The sequence below is a fragment of the Modestobacter sp. VKM Ac-2983 genome (assembly GCF_026967885.1).
GTDB lineage: Bacteria > Actinomycetota > Actinomycetes > Mycobacteriales > Geodermatophilaceae > Modestobacter.
Window position 1 is genome coordinate 47,032 of sequence record NZ_JAPVBK010000005.1, and the last position, 15,597, is coordinate 62,628.

General features: G+C 76.2%; 13 protein-coding genes and 1 pseudogene. 5 read left to right on the top strand and 9 right to left on the bottom strand.

Features of this window, described 5'->3' with window-relative positions; all coding sequences use genetic code 11:
- Positions 1-14 precede the first annotated feature (14 nt).
- The 7 genes and pseudogenes from O2W18_RS19005 to O2W18_RS19035 all read right to left on the bottom strand — a co-directional run bounded on the left by O2W18_RS19005 (position 15) and on the right by O2W18_RS19035 (position 6,121).
- Positions 15-671 (bottom strand): flavin reductase family protein, encoded by a 657-nt coding sequence (locus O2W18_RS19005; RefSeq protein WP_269189002.1) that lies wholly within the window; start codon positions 669-671, stop codon positions 15-17.
- 31 nt (positions 672-702) lie between these two features.
- A pseudogene (locus O2W18_RS19010) lies at positions 703-1,278 on the bottom strand (peroxiredoxin family protein); the annotation flags it as partial.
- A 92-nt stretch (positions 1,279-1,370) separates the two neighbouring features.
- Positions 1,371-2,537, bottom strand: coding sequence for a glycosyltransferase (locus O2W18_RS19015; protein ID WP_269189003.1), 1,167 nt, complete (start codon positions 2,535-2,537; stop codon positions 1,371-1,373).
- The gene (locus tag O2W18_RS19020) at positions 2,534-3,352 is read right to left on the bottom strand and encodes a carotenoid biosynthesis protein (RefSeq protein WP_269189004.1); all 819 of its coding nucleotides are present in this window, start codon (positions 3,350-3,352) and stop codon (positions 2,534-2,536) included. The genes O2W18_RS19015 and O2W18_RS19020 overlap by 4 nt, the downstream gene beginning before the upstream one ends.
- Entirely contained in the window at positions 3,349-5,010 is a 1,662-nt protein-coding gene (locus tag O2W18_RS19025) for a phytoene desaturase family protein (RefSeq protein ID WP_331254091.1), read from the bottom strand. Before O2W18_RS19025 ends, O2W18_RS19020 begins: the two co-directional genes overlap by 4 nt.
- Positions 5,007-5,600, bottom strand: coding sequence for a GNAT family N-acetyltransferase (locus O2W18_RS19030; protein WP_269189005.1), 594 nt, complete (start codon positions 5,598-5,600; stop codon positions 5,007-5,009). Before O2W18_RS19030 ends, O2W18_RS19025 begins: the two co-directional genes overlap by 4 nt.
- A complete protein-coding gene (locus O2W18_RS19035) occupies positions 5,597-6,121 on the bottom strand; it encodes a YbaK/EbsC family protein (protein WP_269189006.1) in 525 nt (174 codons plus the stop codon). The genes O2W18_RS19030 and O2W18_RS19035 overlap by 4 nt, the downstream gene beginning before the upstream one ends.
- Positions 6,122-6,463: 342 nt before the next feature.
- Between O2W18_RS19035 and O2W18_RS19040 the strand changes: the two genes are divergently transcribed.
- From O2W18_RS19040 to O2W18_RS19060, 5 genes are all read left to right on the top strand, one after another.
- The gene (locus O2W18_RS19040) at positions 6,464-6,790 is read left to right on the top strand and encodes a DUF6504 family protein (protein ID WP_269189007.1); all 327 of its coding nucleotides are present in this window, start codon (positions 6,464-6,466) and stop codon (positions 6,788-6,790) included.
- On the top strand, positions 6,790-7,305 hold the full coding sequence (locus O2W18_RS19045) for an SAV_6107 family HEPN domain-containing protein (RefSeq protein WP_269189008.1): 516 nt from the start codon (positions 6,790-6,792) through the stop codon (positions 7,303-7,305). The genes O2W18_RS19040 and O2W18_RS19045 overlap by 1 nt, the downstream gene beginning before the upstream one ends.
- A complete protein-coding gene (locus O2W18_RS19050; protein ID WP_269189009.1) occupies positions 7,302-11,060 on the top strand; it encodes a DNA polymerase III subunit alpha in 3,759 nt (1,252 codons plus the stop codon). The genes O2W18_RS19045 and O2W18_RS19050 overlap by 4 nt, the downstream gene beginning before the upstream one ends.
- 182 nt (positions 11,061-11,242) lie before the next feature.
- Positions 11,243-11,986: a class I SAM-dependent methyltransferase gene (locus O2W18_RS19055; RefSeq protein WP_269189010.1), complete on the top strand. Its 744-nt coding sequence runs from the start codon at positions 11,243-11,245 to the stop codon at positions 11,984-11,986.
- A gap of 20 nt (positions 11,987-12,006) precedes the next feature.
- Positions 12,007-13,176 carry an alkaline phosphatase family protein gene (locus O2W18_RS19060; RefSeq protein ID WP_269189011.1) on the top strand — a complete coding sequence of 390 codons (1,170 nt, stop codon included), beginning with the start codon at positions 12,007-12,009 and terminating at the stop codon, positions 13,174-13,176.
- A 27-nt stretch (positions 13,177-13,203) separates the two neighbouring features.
- Here the strand turns inward: O2W18_RS19060 and O2W18_RS19065 are convergent, their stop codons facing one another.
- Entirely contained in the window at positions 13,204-14,211 is a 1,008-nt protein-coding gene (locus O2W18_RS19065) for a sucrase ferredoxin (RefSeq protein WP_442929152.1), read from the bottom strand.
- A complete protein-coding gene (locus tag O2W18_RS19070) occupies positions 14,180-15,595 on the bottom strand; it encodes a cupin domain-containing protein (protein WP_269189013.1) in 1,416 nt (471 codons plus the stop codon). Before O2W18_RS19070 ends, O2W18_RS19065 begins: the two co-directional genes overlap by 32 nt.
- Positions 15,596-15,597: the final 2 nt, after the last annotated feature.

The window sequence follows — 15,597 nt, forward strand, 5'->3', positions numbered from 1 at the left end:
CAGCTTCCTGTGCCTCAGCCGCCGCGGAGGCGGTCGCCGATGTCCGGGTCCTCGGTCCAGCTGCGGTAGGGGATCCGGCGGATCTCCTTGACCTCGCCGATCGTCGACCACTCGTTGCCGCCGAGCCGGGCCAGCGGCTGCAGCTGCTCGATCCGTGGCCGGCCGTCGCGGACGGCGCTCTCCCACGCCGAGACGTGCACGACCCGGCCGAACACCACCGTGCTGTCGCCCAGCCGCAGCGTCGCGTGCAGCACGCACTCCAGGGTCACCGGCGACTGGGCGACCCGCATCGTGGCGACCCGGTCGCTGGGCTCCAGGGTGACCCCGGTGTGCTCGGCCTCGCTCTGGTCCGGCGGGAAGTCGGTCGCGGTGGCGTTGACCTGCTCGAACAGCGCCTCCGGGGTGAGGCTGATGGTGAACTCGCCGCTGTCCTCCACGTTGCGCAGCGAGTCCTTGCGGCCCACCGAGGTGAACTGGACGACCGGCGGGTCGACGCAGGCCACCGTGTAGAAGGAGTGCGGCGCCAGGTTGTGCACGCCCTCGGCCGAGCGGCTGCACACCCAGGCGATCGGCCGGGGCACCACCACCGAGTTCAGCACCCGGTAGAAGGCGCCCGTCTCCATCTCCGCCGGGTCGAAGGAGACGCGCGGCGGGTTGCTCGGCTCGGTCACCGGCCCATCGTCGCCGACCCGGTCGCCCGGCTCAGCCCCGGGCCTGACCATCCGGCGGGTGCTCGGCGCGCCACGCGTCGAAGGCGCCGAGGAAGGACTCGGCCATCCGCTGCTCGGTGACCAGCAGGTCGCGGTCCCGGTCGTCGACCATCCGCTGGCTCAGCGCCATGGTGTTGAACCGGATGGCGCGGAAGTAGGGGATGAAGGAGCCGGGCTTGAACGCACGCTTCGAGGCCTGGGGGACCACGCCCTCCGGCGCCCAGGGGGCGGGCTCGGGGAGTGCGGGGAGCCCGAGGGCCTCGAGCGCGGTGAGCACCGGCTCGTCGTCGGTGCGGTCGGTGAAGTCCCGGGACAGCTCCCGGAACACCTCGCGGCCGTCCGGGGCCACGGCGACGACGACCGGCCGGAAGATCGACGCCTCGGTGTCCCAGGCGTCCAGCGGCTGGGCGAGCCGGGTGCCGTCGGGGTCGCTGGCCCACCGGAAGGGCAGGTGCCAGGTGTGGTCCATGGCGAGTTGGACCTCGGGCGGGTCGACCGAGGCGAGCACCACCTCGGCGCCGGCGGCGGTGATGCGGGGCAGGGACTGGGCCAGACGGACCGCCTGGGCGCAGCAGTAGGGCTACCAGTCGCCGCGCAGGCCGATGAAGAGGAGGGCGGCGCGCTCGTCGGTGCGCAGGGCGAGGAGGTCGCTGGTGGTCATCACCCCACGCTAGGTGCGCGGGAGGTGGGCCGCCGGTCGACCGCGGCCGAGGGCAGGGTGCGCCCGCGCCACCGCAGCGAGCCCTTCCGGTGACCGGCCACCGAGCGGGCGACCAGCACGTCGAGCAGGACGATCGACACCGGGTGGGCCAGGGCGTCCGGCCAGACCCGGCCACCGGTGCGTGTCGCGACCACGGCCCGGTTCGCCACCCCTGCGGCGTAGCCGACCAGCCCAGCGCGGGAGCCGGTCAGGGCGGCCAGCGGCGGCAGCAGCCAGACGGCGCTGAGCCCGGCCGCCACCCCGGCGGCTGCGGCCGGGTGACCGCCGACCGCCGACCACAGCGACTTCGTGTAGCCGTCCCGGACGCCGGTCCAGCCGTCGTACATCCGGCAGGCGGCCAGCGTCGAACCGTCGACGACGACGCCACGGCCCCCGGCGGCCTTGACCGCACGCAGCAGTGCGACGTCCTCGATCACCTCGCCGCGCACGGCCGCGTGCCCGCCGGCCCGGTCGTAGGCGGCCCGGCGGACGACCAGGAACTGGCCGTTGGCCGCCGCCAGCGACGGCCGCGGCGACCGCTCGGCCAGCCGCAGCGGCAGCAGGGTGGCCCACAGCCACTGCTGCAGTGGCTGGACCAGGCGCTCGGCCGCGCTGCCGGTGAGCTGCCGCGGCCAGGGGGAGACCAGGTCGAGTGCGGACTCGTCGAGCACGGCGACCGCCGAGGCGATCGCGTCGGGCATCAGCCGGACGTCGGCGTCCAGGAACACCAGGACGTCGTCGGGGGCGGCCCCGTCGAGGGCGTCGGCGCCCTGGGCGCAGGCGTTCGGCTTGCCCAGCCAGCCCGGCCCGGGTGGCGTCGCGGGCAGCAGGGTGACCCGGTCGTCGCCGACCGCCGTGACCCGGTCGGCGGTGCCGTCGGTGGAGCCGTCGTCGACGACCACGACCTGCAGGTGCGGCACCCCGCGCTGGTCGAGCACGGCGGCCAGGCAGCCGGTGATCTGGTGGGCCTCGTCGCGCGCCGGGACGACCACGGTCACCCGGCGGGAGACCGGCCGAGGCACGGCCGGCGGCCGGCGGAGGAGCCGGCTGTTCAGCGCGGCGTGGACCGCGGCCGCCACCGAGAGCCCGGCGCACACCCGCAGCAGCCTGCGCCAGGCAGCGGTCATCGCCGTCGCCGCCGCTCCTGGACGGCCAGCGCGGCGAGCACCGGCAGCGCCAGGACGACGCCCCAGACCGCGGACCCCGGCAGCCCGAGCCAGCCGGCGTGCGCGAGCGCCCCGCCCAGCACCATCCAGCCGAGGGTCAGCAGCGGAGCGGTGTCCCCGATCCGGGGTGGCCGGCTGGTGCGTTCGACGAGGAGGTCGAGCAGGGTCATCAGCACCAGGCCGGCCAGCAGCCACCCGGCGAGGTTGGTGAGCGGGACGGTGGAGATGCCCGGCAGGCCCGGCTCGGGGTGGGCCCAGCGCCAGTAGCCGGCCTGCACCAGTTGCGGGTCGAGCACCACGTCCCAGGCGGCGAAGACGTAGGCCGCCACCGCCACCCGGGCGGCCCGGCGTAGGGGGGCGCGCACCCGCGAGGTCAGCCGGGCGGCGAGCACCCAGCTCGGCCACGCCATCATCAGCCAGGCCAGCGGCACCAGGAAGGGCACCCCGAGCAGGGTCGGGCCCAGCGTGTCGCTGTAGACGTACTCGCCGTACGGGAACCCCGTGCTCAGCCCCAGGGCCTCGAACAGCACCGCGACGACGCCGACGAGGACGAGCAGCGCGGCACCGGTGCGGGCACCGCGGCTGACCGTGGCGTGGCTGACCGAGACCGCCGACCCCAGCAGGACGATCGCCCAGCTGACCGTGTCGCGAGCGGCTCCGCTGCTGAGCGGGTAGGCGATCGCGGTGCCCAGCAGCGCGACGGTGAGCGCGAGGGGCAGCCAGGGGAGCGGGGCCGGGTCGGTGCCCGGCCGGCGGGTGGTGAGCGCACCGGTCACCCTGCCGTCCTCCGGGGCAGCCGGCGGGTGACCTCCGCCCGCAACCGGGCACGCAGCCGAGCCGTCGGCCGGCGGTCGGCGAGCACCACCCGGGCCGCGGTGCGCCCGGAGTTGCCCGAGACCCCGCCACCGGGGTGCGTGGAGGCGCCGGTGAGGTACAGCCCGCCCAGCCCCGGCACCCGGTGGCCGGACAGTGCCGGTGTCGGCCGGAAACCGAACATGCTGGCCAGGCTCATCTCCACGTGCATGACGTTGCCACGGAGGAGGGACAGTTCCTGCTCCAGCTTCAACGGAGTCTGAACGTACAGCCGCTGTACCGAGTCGGCGAAGCCGGGTGCGTAGCGGTCGACCGCGGCGATCAGCTGCTGGGCGGCCCGGTCGGCGATCTCGTCCCAGTCCGACCCGTCGGCGAGCTCGTACGGGTACCACTGGCCCCAGATCGTGACCACGTGCTGGCCGGCCGGGGCCAGGGTCGGGTCGCTCGCGGAGAACGACATGGCCAGCGGCACCGGCTCCCGGGGCAGCTCCCCGGCCAGCCAGTCGCCGTGCGCCCGGGCCAGCTGGGCCCGGTCGGTGCAGAGCAGCTGCAGCCCCTGCAGCGCCTCCGCGCCTGCGCCGGGGTAGTTCGGCAGGGCGTCGGTCTGCGCGCGCAGCACCAAGCCGAAGCCGTTGCCCAGCGGCGGGTCGGCCTCGGCCAGCGCGGGCGGGGCGTCGTCGCCGGCCAGCGCCTTGGTGGCCAGCACGTGGCAGGCGGCGACGACCACGGGTGCGGAGATCCGCCGTCCGGAGACCGTCTGCACCCCGGTGACCCGCCGGTCGTCGGGTGGCCCGTCGACGAGCAGGCGGGCCGCGCCGTCCCCGAGGGTGACCCGGCCGCCGTCACTGGACAGCCGCGCCGCCAGCGCCTGGGTGAGCCCGCCCGACCCGCCGACCGGGTGGCCGGGCGGGACGTCGTGCAGCAGCGCGACCCAGCCGACCATCGCGGCCGTGCCGGGCTCGGACATGGGCGGGCCGGACTGGGCGCCGAACCAGGCCAGGGCCGCCTTGAGCCGCTCGCTGGTGAACCAGCGGTCGAGCAGGGCGTCCCCGGAGCCGAGGAAGTCGGTGGCGATCTCCCCGCCCGGGGTGCGGGGCTGGCCGCGCCGGGGGGCGCCGACCGGCCACAGGTGCCGGACCAGCCGGGTCATCGCCGGCCGGTCGCCGAAGGCCTTGACGACGGCGGCGCTGCGCGGGCCCCAGACCTCGACGAACCGGCGGTAGGCCGCGGCGTCGGCGTCCCCGCAGGCGGCGGCGATGGAGGCGCAGGTGGCGTCGAGGTCGACGGAGAAGACCAGGGGCCTCCCGTCGGGGCCGGGGTCGCCGGGCGCCGGTGCCGGTGCGAAGCCCCAGGGGTCGCAGTCGACGTAGCGCAGGCCGAAGCGGTCGAGCTCCAGCTCCTCGACGACCCCGCTGTGCCGGATGATCACGTGCGCGCTGGACCCGCGGTCGACCCGGACGCCGGGCCAGCGCTCCACGGTGGAGACGGCGCCGCCGAGGACCTCGTCGGACTCCACCACCTCCACGCGCAGTCCGGCGCGGGCGAGGTGACAGGCGGCGACCAGGCCGTTGTGCCCGGAGCCGATGACGACGACGTCGGCGGTGCTGTCGACGGTGATCAGCCCTTCCCGGTCGGGGGGACCAGGGGCAGCCGCGCGCCCAGGATCGCGAAGGGGCGGGCGTCGCCGGGGAAGTGGTAGCCGCGGGCCAGGTCGACGAACCCGTCGGCGTGGTAGAGCCGGAATGCCTTGGTGTCGGTGTCCGGGGTGCTCAGCAGGGCGGCCGGGTGGGGGAGGTCGGCCAGCAGCGCGTGCAGCAGCTGCCGGCCCAGGCCCTGGCTCTGCCGGTCGGGGTGCACGTGCAGCTCGCACACCTCGAACGCGCCGGGCAGCCACTGCTTCGCCGTCCGCCGGTCCAGGGCGTTGCGGACCTGGTCGTGCCACCACTGGCCGGGGGCGACGACGTAGCCGTAGCCGAAGCCGACCAGCTGCTCGCCGACCGTGCCGTCGCCCCGGGGGGCCTCGACGAAGGCGCCCACCGCGCGGAAGCCCTCCCGCTCGGTGTGCTGGACGGCGTAGCCGTAGCGCCCGGCGACGACGGAGTCGCCGTAGCCCATCGCCGCCCCGTAGATCGCCAGTGCCTCGTGCAGGTGCTCGCGCATCCAGCCGGCGGGCAGTTCGGTGACCCGGGCCGCGGGTGTGGTGCCGGTCATCGGGTGGTCTCCTCGTCGGCGGCGGCCGGAGACGGCCCCGGGCCGACCTCCGCGGGGGTGCCGCCGGTGAGCTGCAGGAGCTCGTCGTAGCTGGTGGGGAAGACGGTGTGCGGGTGCCCGGCGGCCGCCCACACCCGAGGGTGCCGGGCGAGCTCCACGTCGACCAGCGTGCCGATCGGCTCTGGGTGCCCCACCGGCGCCACCCCGCCGATCGCCTGGCCGGTGTGCCGGCGGACGAACTCCGGGGTGGCCCGGGTGATCCGCGGGACGCCGAGCAGGTCGGCGACCAGCGCCTCGTCGACCCGGTGCGCGCCGCTGGTGAGCACCAGCAGCGGGACGTCGCCGGCGTCGAACACCAGGCTGTTGGCGATCGCACCGACCTCGACGCCGAGCTGGGCGGCCGCAGCGGCGGCCGTGCGGGCGCTGTCGGGCAGTACGCGCACCCCACCGGCGACGCCGGAGGCGCGCAGCACCTGCTCGACCTCGGCGACCCGTGGGTGCGGGGTCTCCGCAGCGGTCATGCCCGCGATCCTCCCACCGGTCCCGGGACCGTGCGCCACCCGGGACCTGGGCCGATGCCGACGGTCGGCGGGGCGTCGTCCGGGGGATGCCCGCCGACCTCGAGCGGAGGTCGAGGGTCGTGCGAGGCCGCTGAGTGCAGCCGCTGTAACGACACGGAGGTCGACACGCGCGTCCGGCTTGACCGCTCCGGCCCGCTCCGGTCTACTCATCGGTGTTCGAACACCTGTTCGAACACCGGCGACCCGTTCGCCGGCCCGGGCCGTCACGTCCTCCGACGTGCGCTTCCCCGCCGGGCCGGGGGGCGGGCGGCCGGTGGGTGGCGAAGAGTTGCGGAGTCTGTCATGAGCCGAGTGCTCGCCGGGGCCGGTGGCCGGGCCGGTGAAGAGGTGCAGGTCGAGCAGGGGTCGTCGGGGCCGGCCGAGTTCTGGCGAGGGCAGACCCGGTACGTGGTGGGGGAGCTGCTCGACTCGTGGGTGGAGACCGACCCGTGGTGGCAGGCCGACGCCGCCGGACGGGGTGGGGCGTCGGCCGAGCTGGTCGCCACCCGGCAGGTCTGGCGGGTCGAGGCGGTCCGCGCAGGCCGGTCCCGGATGAGCTTCGCCGGGGTCTTCGACCTGTCCTGGGAGCCGACGGGCAACCAGTGGCTGCTCGTCCGGGTGCACGACTGATGGGCGCCGCCCGGGCCCTCCCGGCCGCCGCCGACGGGCAGCTCCCGTTGCTCCCGCCGCTGCCCGCGGCCGCCGCCCAGCTGCTCGGTCAGGCCCATCGCGGTCTGGCCGAGGCCGCAGGCAGCCCCGACGCGGCCTGGCGGTACGCGACCGCACACCTGGCCGCGCTGCGGGCCGCGGCGGCCGTGCTTGCCGCCCGCACCCAGCCCGAGGCCGGGCGGCGCCGTCCGCGCAGCGCCTGGGTGCTGATCGGTCAGGTCGCCCCCGAGCTGGGGGAGTGGGCGGCCTTCTTCGCCGCCGGGGCGGCCAAGCGCGCCGCCGCCGAGGCGGGGCTCTCGCACGCGGTCACCGCACGGGAGGCCGACGACCTGGTCCGGGACGTCGGCACGTTCCTCGGCGTCGTGGAGGCCACGATCAGCCGCCCGGTGCCACCAGCACCCGCACGTCTGCGCGCGGTCGACCCCGGCTCGCGTCGGCGCGGTCCGGGTCATCCCGGTCCCGGCTCCACCTCGTGAGCGACCCCTTCGTCCACCTGCACGTCGCGTCGGGGTACTCGATGCGGCACGGCGCCAACCACCCGGCCGACCTGGTCGCCCGCGCGGCCGAGCACGGCATGGGGGCCCTGGCCCTGACCGACCGCGACGGGCTGTACGGCGCGGTCAAGTTCGCGCTGGCCTGCCGGTCGGCGGGCATCCGGCCGCTGTTCGGCGTCGACCTCGCGGTCGACCCGATCGTCGGCGGCGAGCCGGGGGACCAGACCCCCGGGCGGATCACCGCTGCGGCCCGGCACCGGGCCGCCCACCCCGTCGGCCGCCGCGCCCCGGCGCGCGGCGGGGCCAGCGTCGACTCCCGGCTGCCCCGGGCCACCTTCCTCGCCCGCGACGGCGCCGGCTGGCGGTCGCTGTGCCGGCTGACCAGCGCCACCCACCTCGGCGGCACCCGCGGTGAACCGGTCAGCTCGCTGACGCTGGCCGGTGCGCACTCGACCGGGCTGCTGGCGGTGCTGGGGCCGGGGTCCTCGGTCGGCCGTGCGCTGGCCGCCGGCCGGGCCGACCTGGCCCGGGCCCGGCTGGACACCTGGCGTGCGGTGTTCGGGCCGGGCCAGCTGGTGCTCGAGGTCGTGCACCACCGCGGCCAGGGCGACCGGTCCCGTGCCCAGGCGATGCTGCGGCTGGCCGCCGAGGCCGGGGTGCCTGCGGTGCTGACCAACGCGGTTCGCTACGTCGACGCCCTCGACGCCCCGACCGCCGACGTGCTGGACGCCGCCCGCCGGCTGGTGCCGCTGGGCCAGCGGCACGTCGACCGGCGCACCGCCGAGGGGCACCTGAAGTCGGGCAAGGAGATGGCGCTGCTCGCCGAGGAGCTGGCCGGGCCGGACCGGGACACGGCGCTGCAGCTGCTGGAGACCACCGCCCGGGTCGCCGAGCAGTGCGCGGTCGACGTCCGGGCCGACCTCGGCATCGGCACCGTGCGCTACCCCGAGCTCGACGTGGTCACCACCGCCGCCGAGCGTGGGATGGGCCCGTCGGCGGTGCTGCGGGCCCGCTGCGAGGCCGGGTTCGGCCGGCGCGGGATGACCCCGTCGGCCGTGGTGCGCGAGCGGCTGGAGGAGGAGCTGGCGGTCATCGAATCCCTCGGCTACCCCTCCTACTTCCTCACCGTCGCCGACGTGGTCACCCTGATCAAGGAGCTCCGGGTCCGCGCGGCGGCCCGCGGCTCGGGCGCCGGCAGCCTGGTCACCTACCTGCTGGGCATCTCCGACGTCGACCCGATCCGGTACGGCCTGCTGATGGAGCGCTTCCTCTCCCCGTTGCGCCACCAGCTGCCCGACATCGACATCGACGTGGAGTCCGCCCGCCGGATGGAGGTCTACGACGCGGTGATCGAGCGCTTCGGCGCCTCCCGGGTCAGCTGCATCTCGATGATGGACACCTACCGGGTGCGGCACGCGGTCCGCGACGTCGGCGCCGCCCTCGGGCTGCCCCCGGCGGAGGTCGACGCGGTGGCCAAAGCGTTCCCGCACATCCGGGCCAACCAGGTGCACGCGGCGCTGCGCGACCTCCCCGAGCTGCGGGCCAGCCGGCTGGGGTCGCGGCGGAGCGGTGGCTCGGGTGACCTGGACCTGCTCTTCGACCTGGTCTCCCGGCTCGACGGCCTGCCCCGGCACATCGCGCTGCACCCGTGCGGTGTGCTGCTCTCCGACGCCACCCTGCTCGACCGCACGCCGGTGGAGAGCAGCTACCTGGGCTACCCGATGAGCCAGTTCGACAAGGACGACGTCGAGGAGCTGGGGCTGCTCAAGCTGGACCTGCTGGGCATCCGGATGCAGTCGGCGATCGCGCACGCGATGGACGAGGTGGCCCGGGTGGACGGGGAGCAGGTCGAGATCGACGCTGTCCCGCGCGACGACCCGACCACCTTCGAGCTGATCCGCAGCACCCGCACCCTGGGCATGTTCCAGATCGAGTCACCGGGTCAGCGGGAGCTGGTCGGCAAGTTCGGCCCGCAGACCTTCGAGGACCTCATCGTCGACATCTCGCTGTTCCGCCCGGGCCCGGTGAAGAGCGACATGGTCACCCCGTTCCTGATGGCCCGGAACGGCTGGCGCGACCCGATCTACCCGCACCCGGCGCTGGTCCCGGCGCTGGAGGAGACCGCCGGGGTGGTGGTCTTCCACGAGCAGGTGCTGCAGATCGTGTCGGTGATGACCGGCTGCGACCTGGCCGAGGCCGACGAGGTGCGCCGCGCGCTGGGGGAGAAGGACGCCCATCCGGAGGTGAAGGCATGGTTCGCGCCGCGCGCGCTGGCGGAGGGCTTCGACGTCGCGGTGGTCGAGCAGGTCTGGGAGGTGCTGGTCGCCTTCGGCTCCTTCGGCTTCTGCAAGGCCCACGCCGCGGCCTTCGCGCTGCCGACCTACCAGTCGGCCTGGCTGAAGACCCACCACACCGCGGCCTTCCTGTCCGGGGTGCTCACCCACGACCCGGGGATGTACCCGAAGCGGCTGATCCTCGACGACGCCCGCAACTTCGGGGTGCAGGTGCTCGGCCTGGACGTCAACGCCTCGGCCGGCACCTACCGGGTCGAACGGGTCGACGGCGGCACGGACGACGGACCGGCCGACCAGCCGCGCCCCCGCCCGGCCTGGATGCCGGCGTCGATGCCCGACCCGGGGCGGTACGGCATCCGGCTGTCGCTGGCCGACGTCAAGGGGATCAACGACGAGGAGGTCGCTCGGGTCCAGGCCGGGCAGCCCTACCGGTCGCTGACCGACTTCTGGAACCGGGCGAAGGTGTCCCGGCCGGTGGTGGAGCGGCTGGTGCTGGCCGGTGGGTTCGACTCCGTCTACGGGTTCGGGATGCGCGACAGCGAGGGCGGCCGGCCGGCGCGGCGGCGGGAGCAGCTGACCCGCCGTGACCTGTTGCTGCAGATCGGGGAGCTGGACCGCTGGAGCCGCAGCGGGGCCCGGGCGAGCAGCACCGGCCAGCTGGGCCTGGACCTGTTCGGTGCCGAGTCCGGCGCCGGGGAGGCCGAGCCCGGGCTGTTCGACCCGGAGGGCGACGAGCCCGGACGGCCGGAGTTCGTCGCCTCCGGGCTGCCGGAGTTCACCGACGCCGAGCGGGTGCGTGCCGAGCTGGAGGTGCTGGGGCTGGATGCCAGCCGGCACGTCGTGGAGTTCTACCGGCCGTTCTTGGCTGCCCTCGGTGCGGTGCCGGCCGAGGAGCTGCTGCAGTGCCGCAGCGGGGCGGAGGTGCTGGTGGCCGGGGTGAAGGTGGCCACCCAGACCCCGCCGATCCGGTCCGGCCGCCGGGTGGTGTTCGTGACGCTGGACGACGGCACCGGTTGCGCGGACGCGACCTTCTTCGAGGACGTGCAGGGGCCCTACGCCGCCACGGTCTTCCACTCCTGGCTGCTGGTGGTCCGCGGGGTGATGCGGCGCACCGGGCCGCGTGGGGTCTCGATGCGGGCCACCGGCGCCTGGGAGCTGCCCGCGCTGCACGAGGCATGGGAGACCGGCGGGCTGGCGGCGGTCGCCGAGCTGATGGCCGCGCCGGGGGAGTACACCGAGCAGGCGATCGCCGGGGCCGCGGCGTCCCGGGCATCCCGGCCAGTGGTGGTGCGGCCGGTGCTGGTGCACCCGACCGGGTTCCGGATGTCGCCCTACGCCGACATCAAGCCGGCCGGCGACGACGCCAAGTCCGCAGCCCGGCGGGAGGCGGCGACCCCGCCGCGCAAGCTCTGGCACTCCAGCCCCGGCAGCTCCGGCCACTGAGCCCCCACCCGTGGACCCGCACGGCCCAGGAGCGAGGACGACCTGGGCCGTGCGGGTCCAGCGGCACCCCGCGAGCTCTGCCGCGACACCCGTTGCGGCTGCGCAGCGGCACGATCGCGAGCTGCGCGGCGGCACCGGTCCGGGCCGGGTGGGCTCGGCGGTCCGCGATTAGGCTCCGCTGGGTGACGACCCCTCCGGCCACCGCCGCGCAGGCCCCGGCCCGCACCGCGGCGATCTGGGCCGCGCTCGACCCGCTGGTCGCGGCCGGCTCCCCGCTCCAGGTGCTCGACCTCGGCGGCGGCAGCGGGATGTTCGCCGTCCCGCTCGCCGCCCTCGGCCACCAGGTCACCGTCGTCGACCCCAGCGCCGATGCGTTGGCCACCCTGCACCGACGGGCCGCCACCGTCGGCGCGGGCGACCGGGTCCGTGGCGTCCAGGGCGACGGCGACCGGATGCTCACCGCCCTGCCCTCCGGTGACCTCTTCGACCTGGTGCTGTGCCACTTCGTCCTCGAGGTGGTCGACGAGCCGGCCAGCACCCTCCAGCAGCTCGCCAGTGCACTCCGCCCCGGTGGGCAGCTCTCCCTCGCCGTGGCGAACCGGGCCGGCGCCGTCCTCGGCCGGGCGATCAGCGGGCACCCGGTCGAGGCGGTCGCCCTGCTGGCCGACCGCGACCCGGCCCCCGGCCGCGGCGGGCACGTCCACCGGCGGTTCGACCCGGCCGAGCTGCTCGCGCTGCTCGCCGGCGCCGGACTGGAGCCGGGGGAGTGGCACGGCGTCGCCGTCGTCGCCGACCTGCTGGGCGCCTCCTCCGGCGCCGACCCCGATGCGCTGCGCGCGCTGGAGCTGGCGCTGTCCGGCACCTCGCCCTACCGGGACGTCGCCACCGGCCTGCACGTCCTCGCCACCCGCCCGGCCGCCGGCTGACCCGGTCGCCGGCCGAGCCGATGAGCCTGCCCGACGGGTTCGGCGTCCCGCCCTACGGGAGCGCCACCCTCGCCGACGTGCTGCCCAGCGCGGCCAGCGCCCTCGGCGTCCCGGTGCACCGCGGCGACCTGCCCGTCGACCCGCTCGACCTGACCGCCGCCGTGGCCGGCGCCCGCCGGGTCGCCGTCCTGCTGGTCGACGGTCTGGGTGCCGAGCTGGTCGCCGCCCACCGCGGCCAGGCGCCGGTGCTCAACGCGCTCGGCACCCCGGTCGGCACGCTGTCCGCACCGTGCCCGAGCACCACCCCGGTCAGCCTCGTCACCCTGGGCACCGGCCTGCCGCCGGGCAGCCACGGCGTGCTCGGCTTCGTCACCGCGGTGCCCGGCGAGGAGCGCACCCTCAACCACGTCCACTGGGACGACGACCCCGACCCGCTGCGGTGGCAGGCCCAGCCGACCGTCTTCGAGCAGGCCGCGGCCGACGGCGTCTCCTGCACCGTCGTCGCCCCGCACGCCTTCGCCGCCTCCGGCCTCACCCGCGCCGCCTACCGCGGGGCCGACTACGCCAGCGCGTTCAGCCCCGGCGACCTGGTCGCCGGGATGCACGCCGCACTGCGCACCGGCGAGCGCAGCCTGGTCTACGGCTACACCGCCGACCTCGACCTGACCGGGCACGTCCGCGGCGTCGACTCGGCCGCCTGGCGCGCCCAGCTGGGCATCGTCGACCGGCTGGTGGAGCAGTTGGCCGACGGGCTGCCCGAGGACGCGGTGCTGCTGGTGACCGCCGACCACGGCATGGTCGACGTCCCCGAGACCACCCGGCTCGACATCGGCGCGGAGCCCGGGCTCACCGAGGGCGTGCGACTCCTCGCCGGCGAACCCCGCGCCCGGTACGTGCACGCCGAGCCCGGGGCCGCCGACGACGTGCTCGCCGCCTGGCGCGCGGTGCTCGGCCCCCGTGCCTGGGTGGTCAGCCGGGCGGAAGCGGTCGACAGCGGGGTGTTCGGGGCGGTCGATCCGGCGCTCGCCGACCGGATCGGCGACGTCGTCGCGCTGGCCCGGGGCAGCTGGGCGATCACCGACGTCCAGCGGGACCCGTTCGGGTCGATGCTGGCCGCCTACCACGGCTCCCTCACCCCGGCGGAGCTGGCGATCCCGCTGCTGGCCGCCCGCGGTCGCGCGCTGCGCTGACCGTCCGGCGCTGACCGCCGGCCGGCCTCAGCCTTGGGTCGGTGCGGCCGCCAGCCGCAGGGACAGCGGGTGCCAGGTGCGCCAGTGGCCCGGCTGTGGGGCGGCGCAGGTCAGCCGGTGCGACTCCGCCGACAGCCTGCTCTCCACGGTGACCACGACGTCGCCGTCCGGGCCGGCCAGGGTCACCTCGAACCGCTCGATGCCGGGCGCGGGCGACGGCAGCCCGGTCACCCGCCGCGGCGGCAGGTCGTGAACCCCCAGCAGGCCGAGCTCGCCGCGGGCGTGGTGCTGCGCCGCCTGGGCGGCCGGTGTGAGCCCGGCCCGCCCGCGCAGGAACGGGAGCGCGACCTGGCCGGCGGCGTGCGCGGCGAGCAGCACCTGGCCGCCTTCGGGCACCTGCCCGTAGACCAGCCCCCAGGGCAGGACGACGACGTTCGCGGCGAACCGGTCACCGCCCAGGTGGCTGGTCTCCCAGACATCGGCGGACGCCCCGGCGGCGGGCAGTGCCCGGGCCAGCGGCCGGCCGCGGACGGCGCAGCAGACGTCGTGCGCGCCGTGCGTGCAGACCAGGTAGGTCGGCACCTGCGTCGGCTCGCCGATCGAGCCGTCCCAGGGCAGCTGGAGCAGCTCGGCGTCATCGGTCCGGGTCGACCACCGGACGGTCTCCCGGCCCGGGGTGGTGTCGGCGACGGCCCAGCGGCGACCGGCGTCCGACAGCCGTTCGCCGGGCCGGCGCACCAGCTGGATCCGCATGCCCAGCTCGCGGGCCCGGGCCGCCAGCCGGGAGGCGACCCGCCGGTCGAACCGGGACTCCAGCAGTGCGTCCCGCCCCCACGGGCCGGGCTGCTCGACCAGCAGCCAGCGCCGGGCCGGTGGCGCAGTCGCCACCGCGGAGTCCCCGCGGAGGAGCGCCTGCACCGAGCAGCGGACCGGGTCCAGCCGGCCGGCCGGGGTGGACCGGAGCGCCGGGGAGTCCGGGGCGGGCTGAACCGGGCCGGTCGGCTCAGGCCCCACCGGTGTCGCCACGACCCCCATCGTGCCCGGAGGTGGCGGCCGGTGCCCCGGCGGCGGCGTCCGGCACGACCGCGATCGCCTCGGTGACCAGCCGACGGGCCAGCGTGAGCTGGTCCGCCGCATCCAGTCCGGGCAGGTCACCGACCTTCAGCTCGCCCGCGGCGAGCAGCGCGGCCAGGGCCTGGTGCGTGCCGGCCGGCAGGTCGTGGGTGCGGCGACCGGCGACCAGGGCCACCCGGTCGCCGTCCGGGTCGCGCAGCTGCAGGCGCAGCAACGGCCGCACCCGCAGCACGGTGTCGGCCGCCAGCGCCGCGATCGCGCTGGACTGGGCCAGCGGCGACACCGGGGCCGGCCGCACCTGTGCCCAGACGCGGGCCCGCAGTGCGTCGGCCACGGCCGCCGGGTCGACCTCACCGAGCCAGCGCTGCAGCCCGGAGAGCACCGCGGCGACGTCCTCGGCGGTGGCCGAGGGGTCGGCCAGGTCGACGCCGAGGGGGAGGGAGCCGCGCAGCGTCGGGTCCTCCGCGGCCAGGGTGCGCACCTGGTCCAGGGCGGATTCCACGGCGCCCCAGCGGGTCACCGAGTGCACGCCGACGGTCAGGTGGGCGCTGATCTCCCCGAGCGCGACCGCCGAGTGGAGGTAGCCGCGGGGCAGGTACAGGGCATCCCCGGGCCGCAGCACCGCGTCGATCACGGGCGGGCGCTCCGCGGCGGCGGCGACCTCGTCGGCGCGGTCGGTCCAGGGGTGGGTGCGCAGCGGGTCGGGGAGCACCGGCTCGTGGATCGTCCAGTGCTTCTCGCCGGCGACCTGCAGCACGAAGACGTCGTGCACGTCGTAGTGCGGGGAGAACCCGCGGGAGGACGGCGGGGTGATGTACGCGTTGACCTGCGTGGGGTGTCCGAGGTCGGCGGCGAGCTGGCCGGCGAACTCGATCAGCGGCGGCCACAGCCGGTGCAGGCCCTGCAGCACGACGGTGCTGCCGTCGGCGAACAGCCGCAGCACCGCGTCGGAGGAGACCTGGTCGGCGACCTCGGCACCCGCGCCCTGGGGGCTGGTGAAGCGCTTGGGGTCGACGACGGCGCCGTCCTTGGCGATGCGCAGGAACGGCGTGCGCAGGCCGCGGGTGCTCAGCAGCTCGTCGACGGCGGCCAGGTCGAGCAGGTCGGTGAAGGTGCCACCGAGCTCCGCGGCGGTGGAGAGCAGGGGTCGGCGGGACCAGTGCTCGGCGGCGAACACCTCCGGCTCGACCCGGATGCACCGGCGCAACGCGGGGCGGGCTGTGCCCTCGGCCCAGGTGCGGGCTGTGCCCTCCGCCCAGGTGCGGGCTGTGCCCTCCGCCCAGGTGCGGGCGCCGCCCTCCTCAACGGAGGACGACGCCCGGTCCTGCAGTTCGGGGTCGAGCACGG

Coding starts and splice junctions, on each gene's coding strand:
- O2W18_RS19045 (WP_269189008.1), top strand. CDS start 6,790: ATGGGCGCCGCCCGGGCCCTCCCGGCCGCCGCCGACGGGCAGCTCCCG.
- O2W18_RS19060 (WP_269189011.1), top strand. CDS start 12,007: ATGAGCCTGCCCGACGGGTTCGGCGTCCCGCCCTACGGGAGCGCCACC.
- O2W18_RS19030 (WP_269189005.1), bottom strand. CDS start 5,600: ATGACCGGCACCACACCCGCGGCCCGGGTCACCGAACTGCCCGCCGGC.
- O2W18_RS19035 (WP_269189006.1), bottom strand. CDS start 6,121: ATGACCGCTGCGGAGACCCCGCACCCACGGGTCGCCGAGGTCGAGCAG.
- O2W18_RS19065 (WP_442929152.1), bottom strand. CDS start 14,211: ATGGGGGTCGTGGCGACACCGGTGGGGCCTGAGCCGACCGGCCCGGTT.
- O2W18_RS19015 (WP_269189003.1), bottom strand. CDS start 2,537: ATGACCGCTGCCTGGCGCAGGCTGCTGCGGGTGTGCGCCGGGCTCTCG.
- O2W18_RS19040 (WP_269189007.1), top strand. CDS start 6,464: ATGAGCCGAGTGCTCGCCGGGGCCGGTGGCCGGGCCGGTGAAGAGGTG.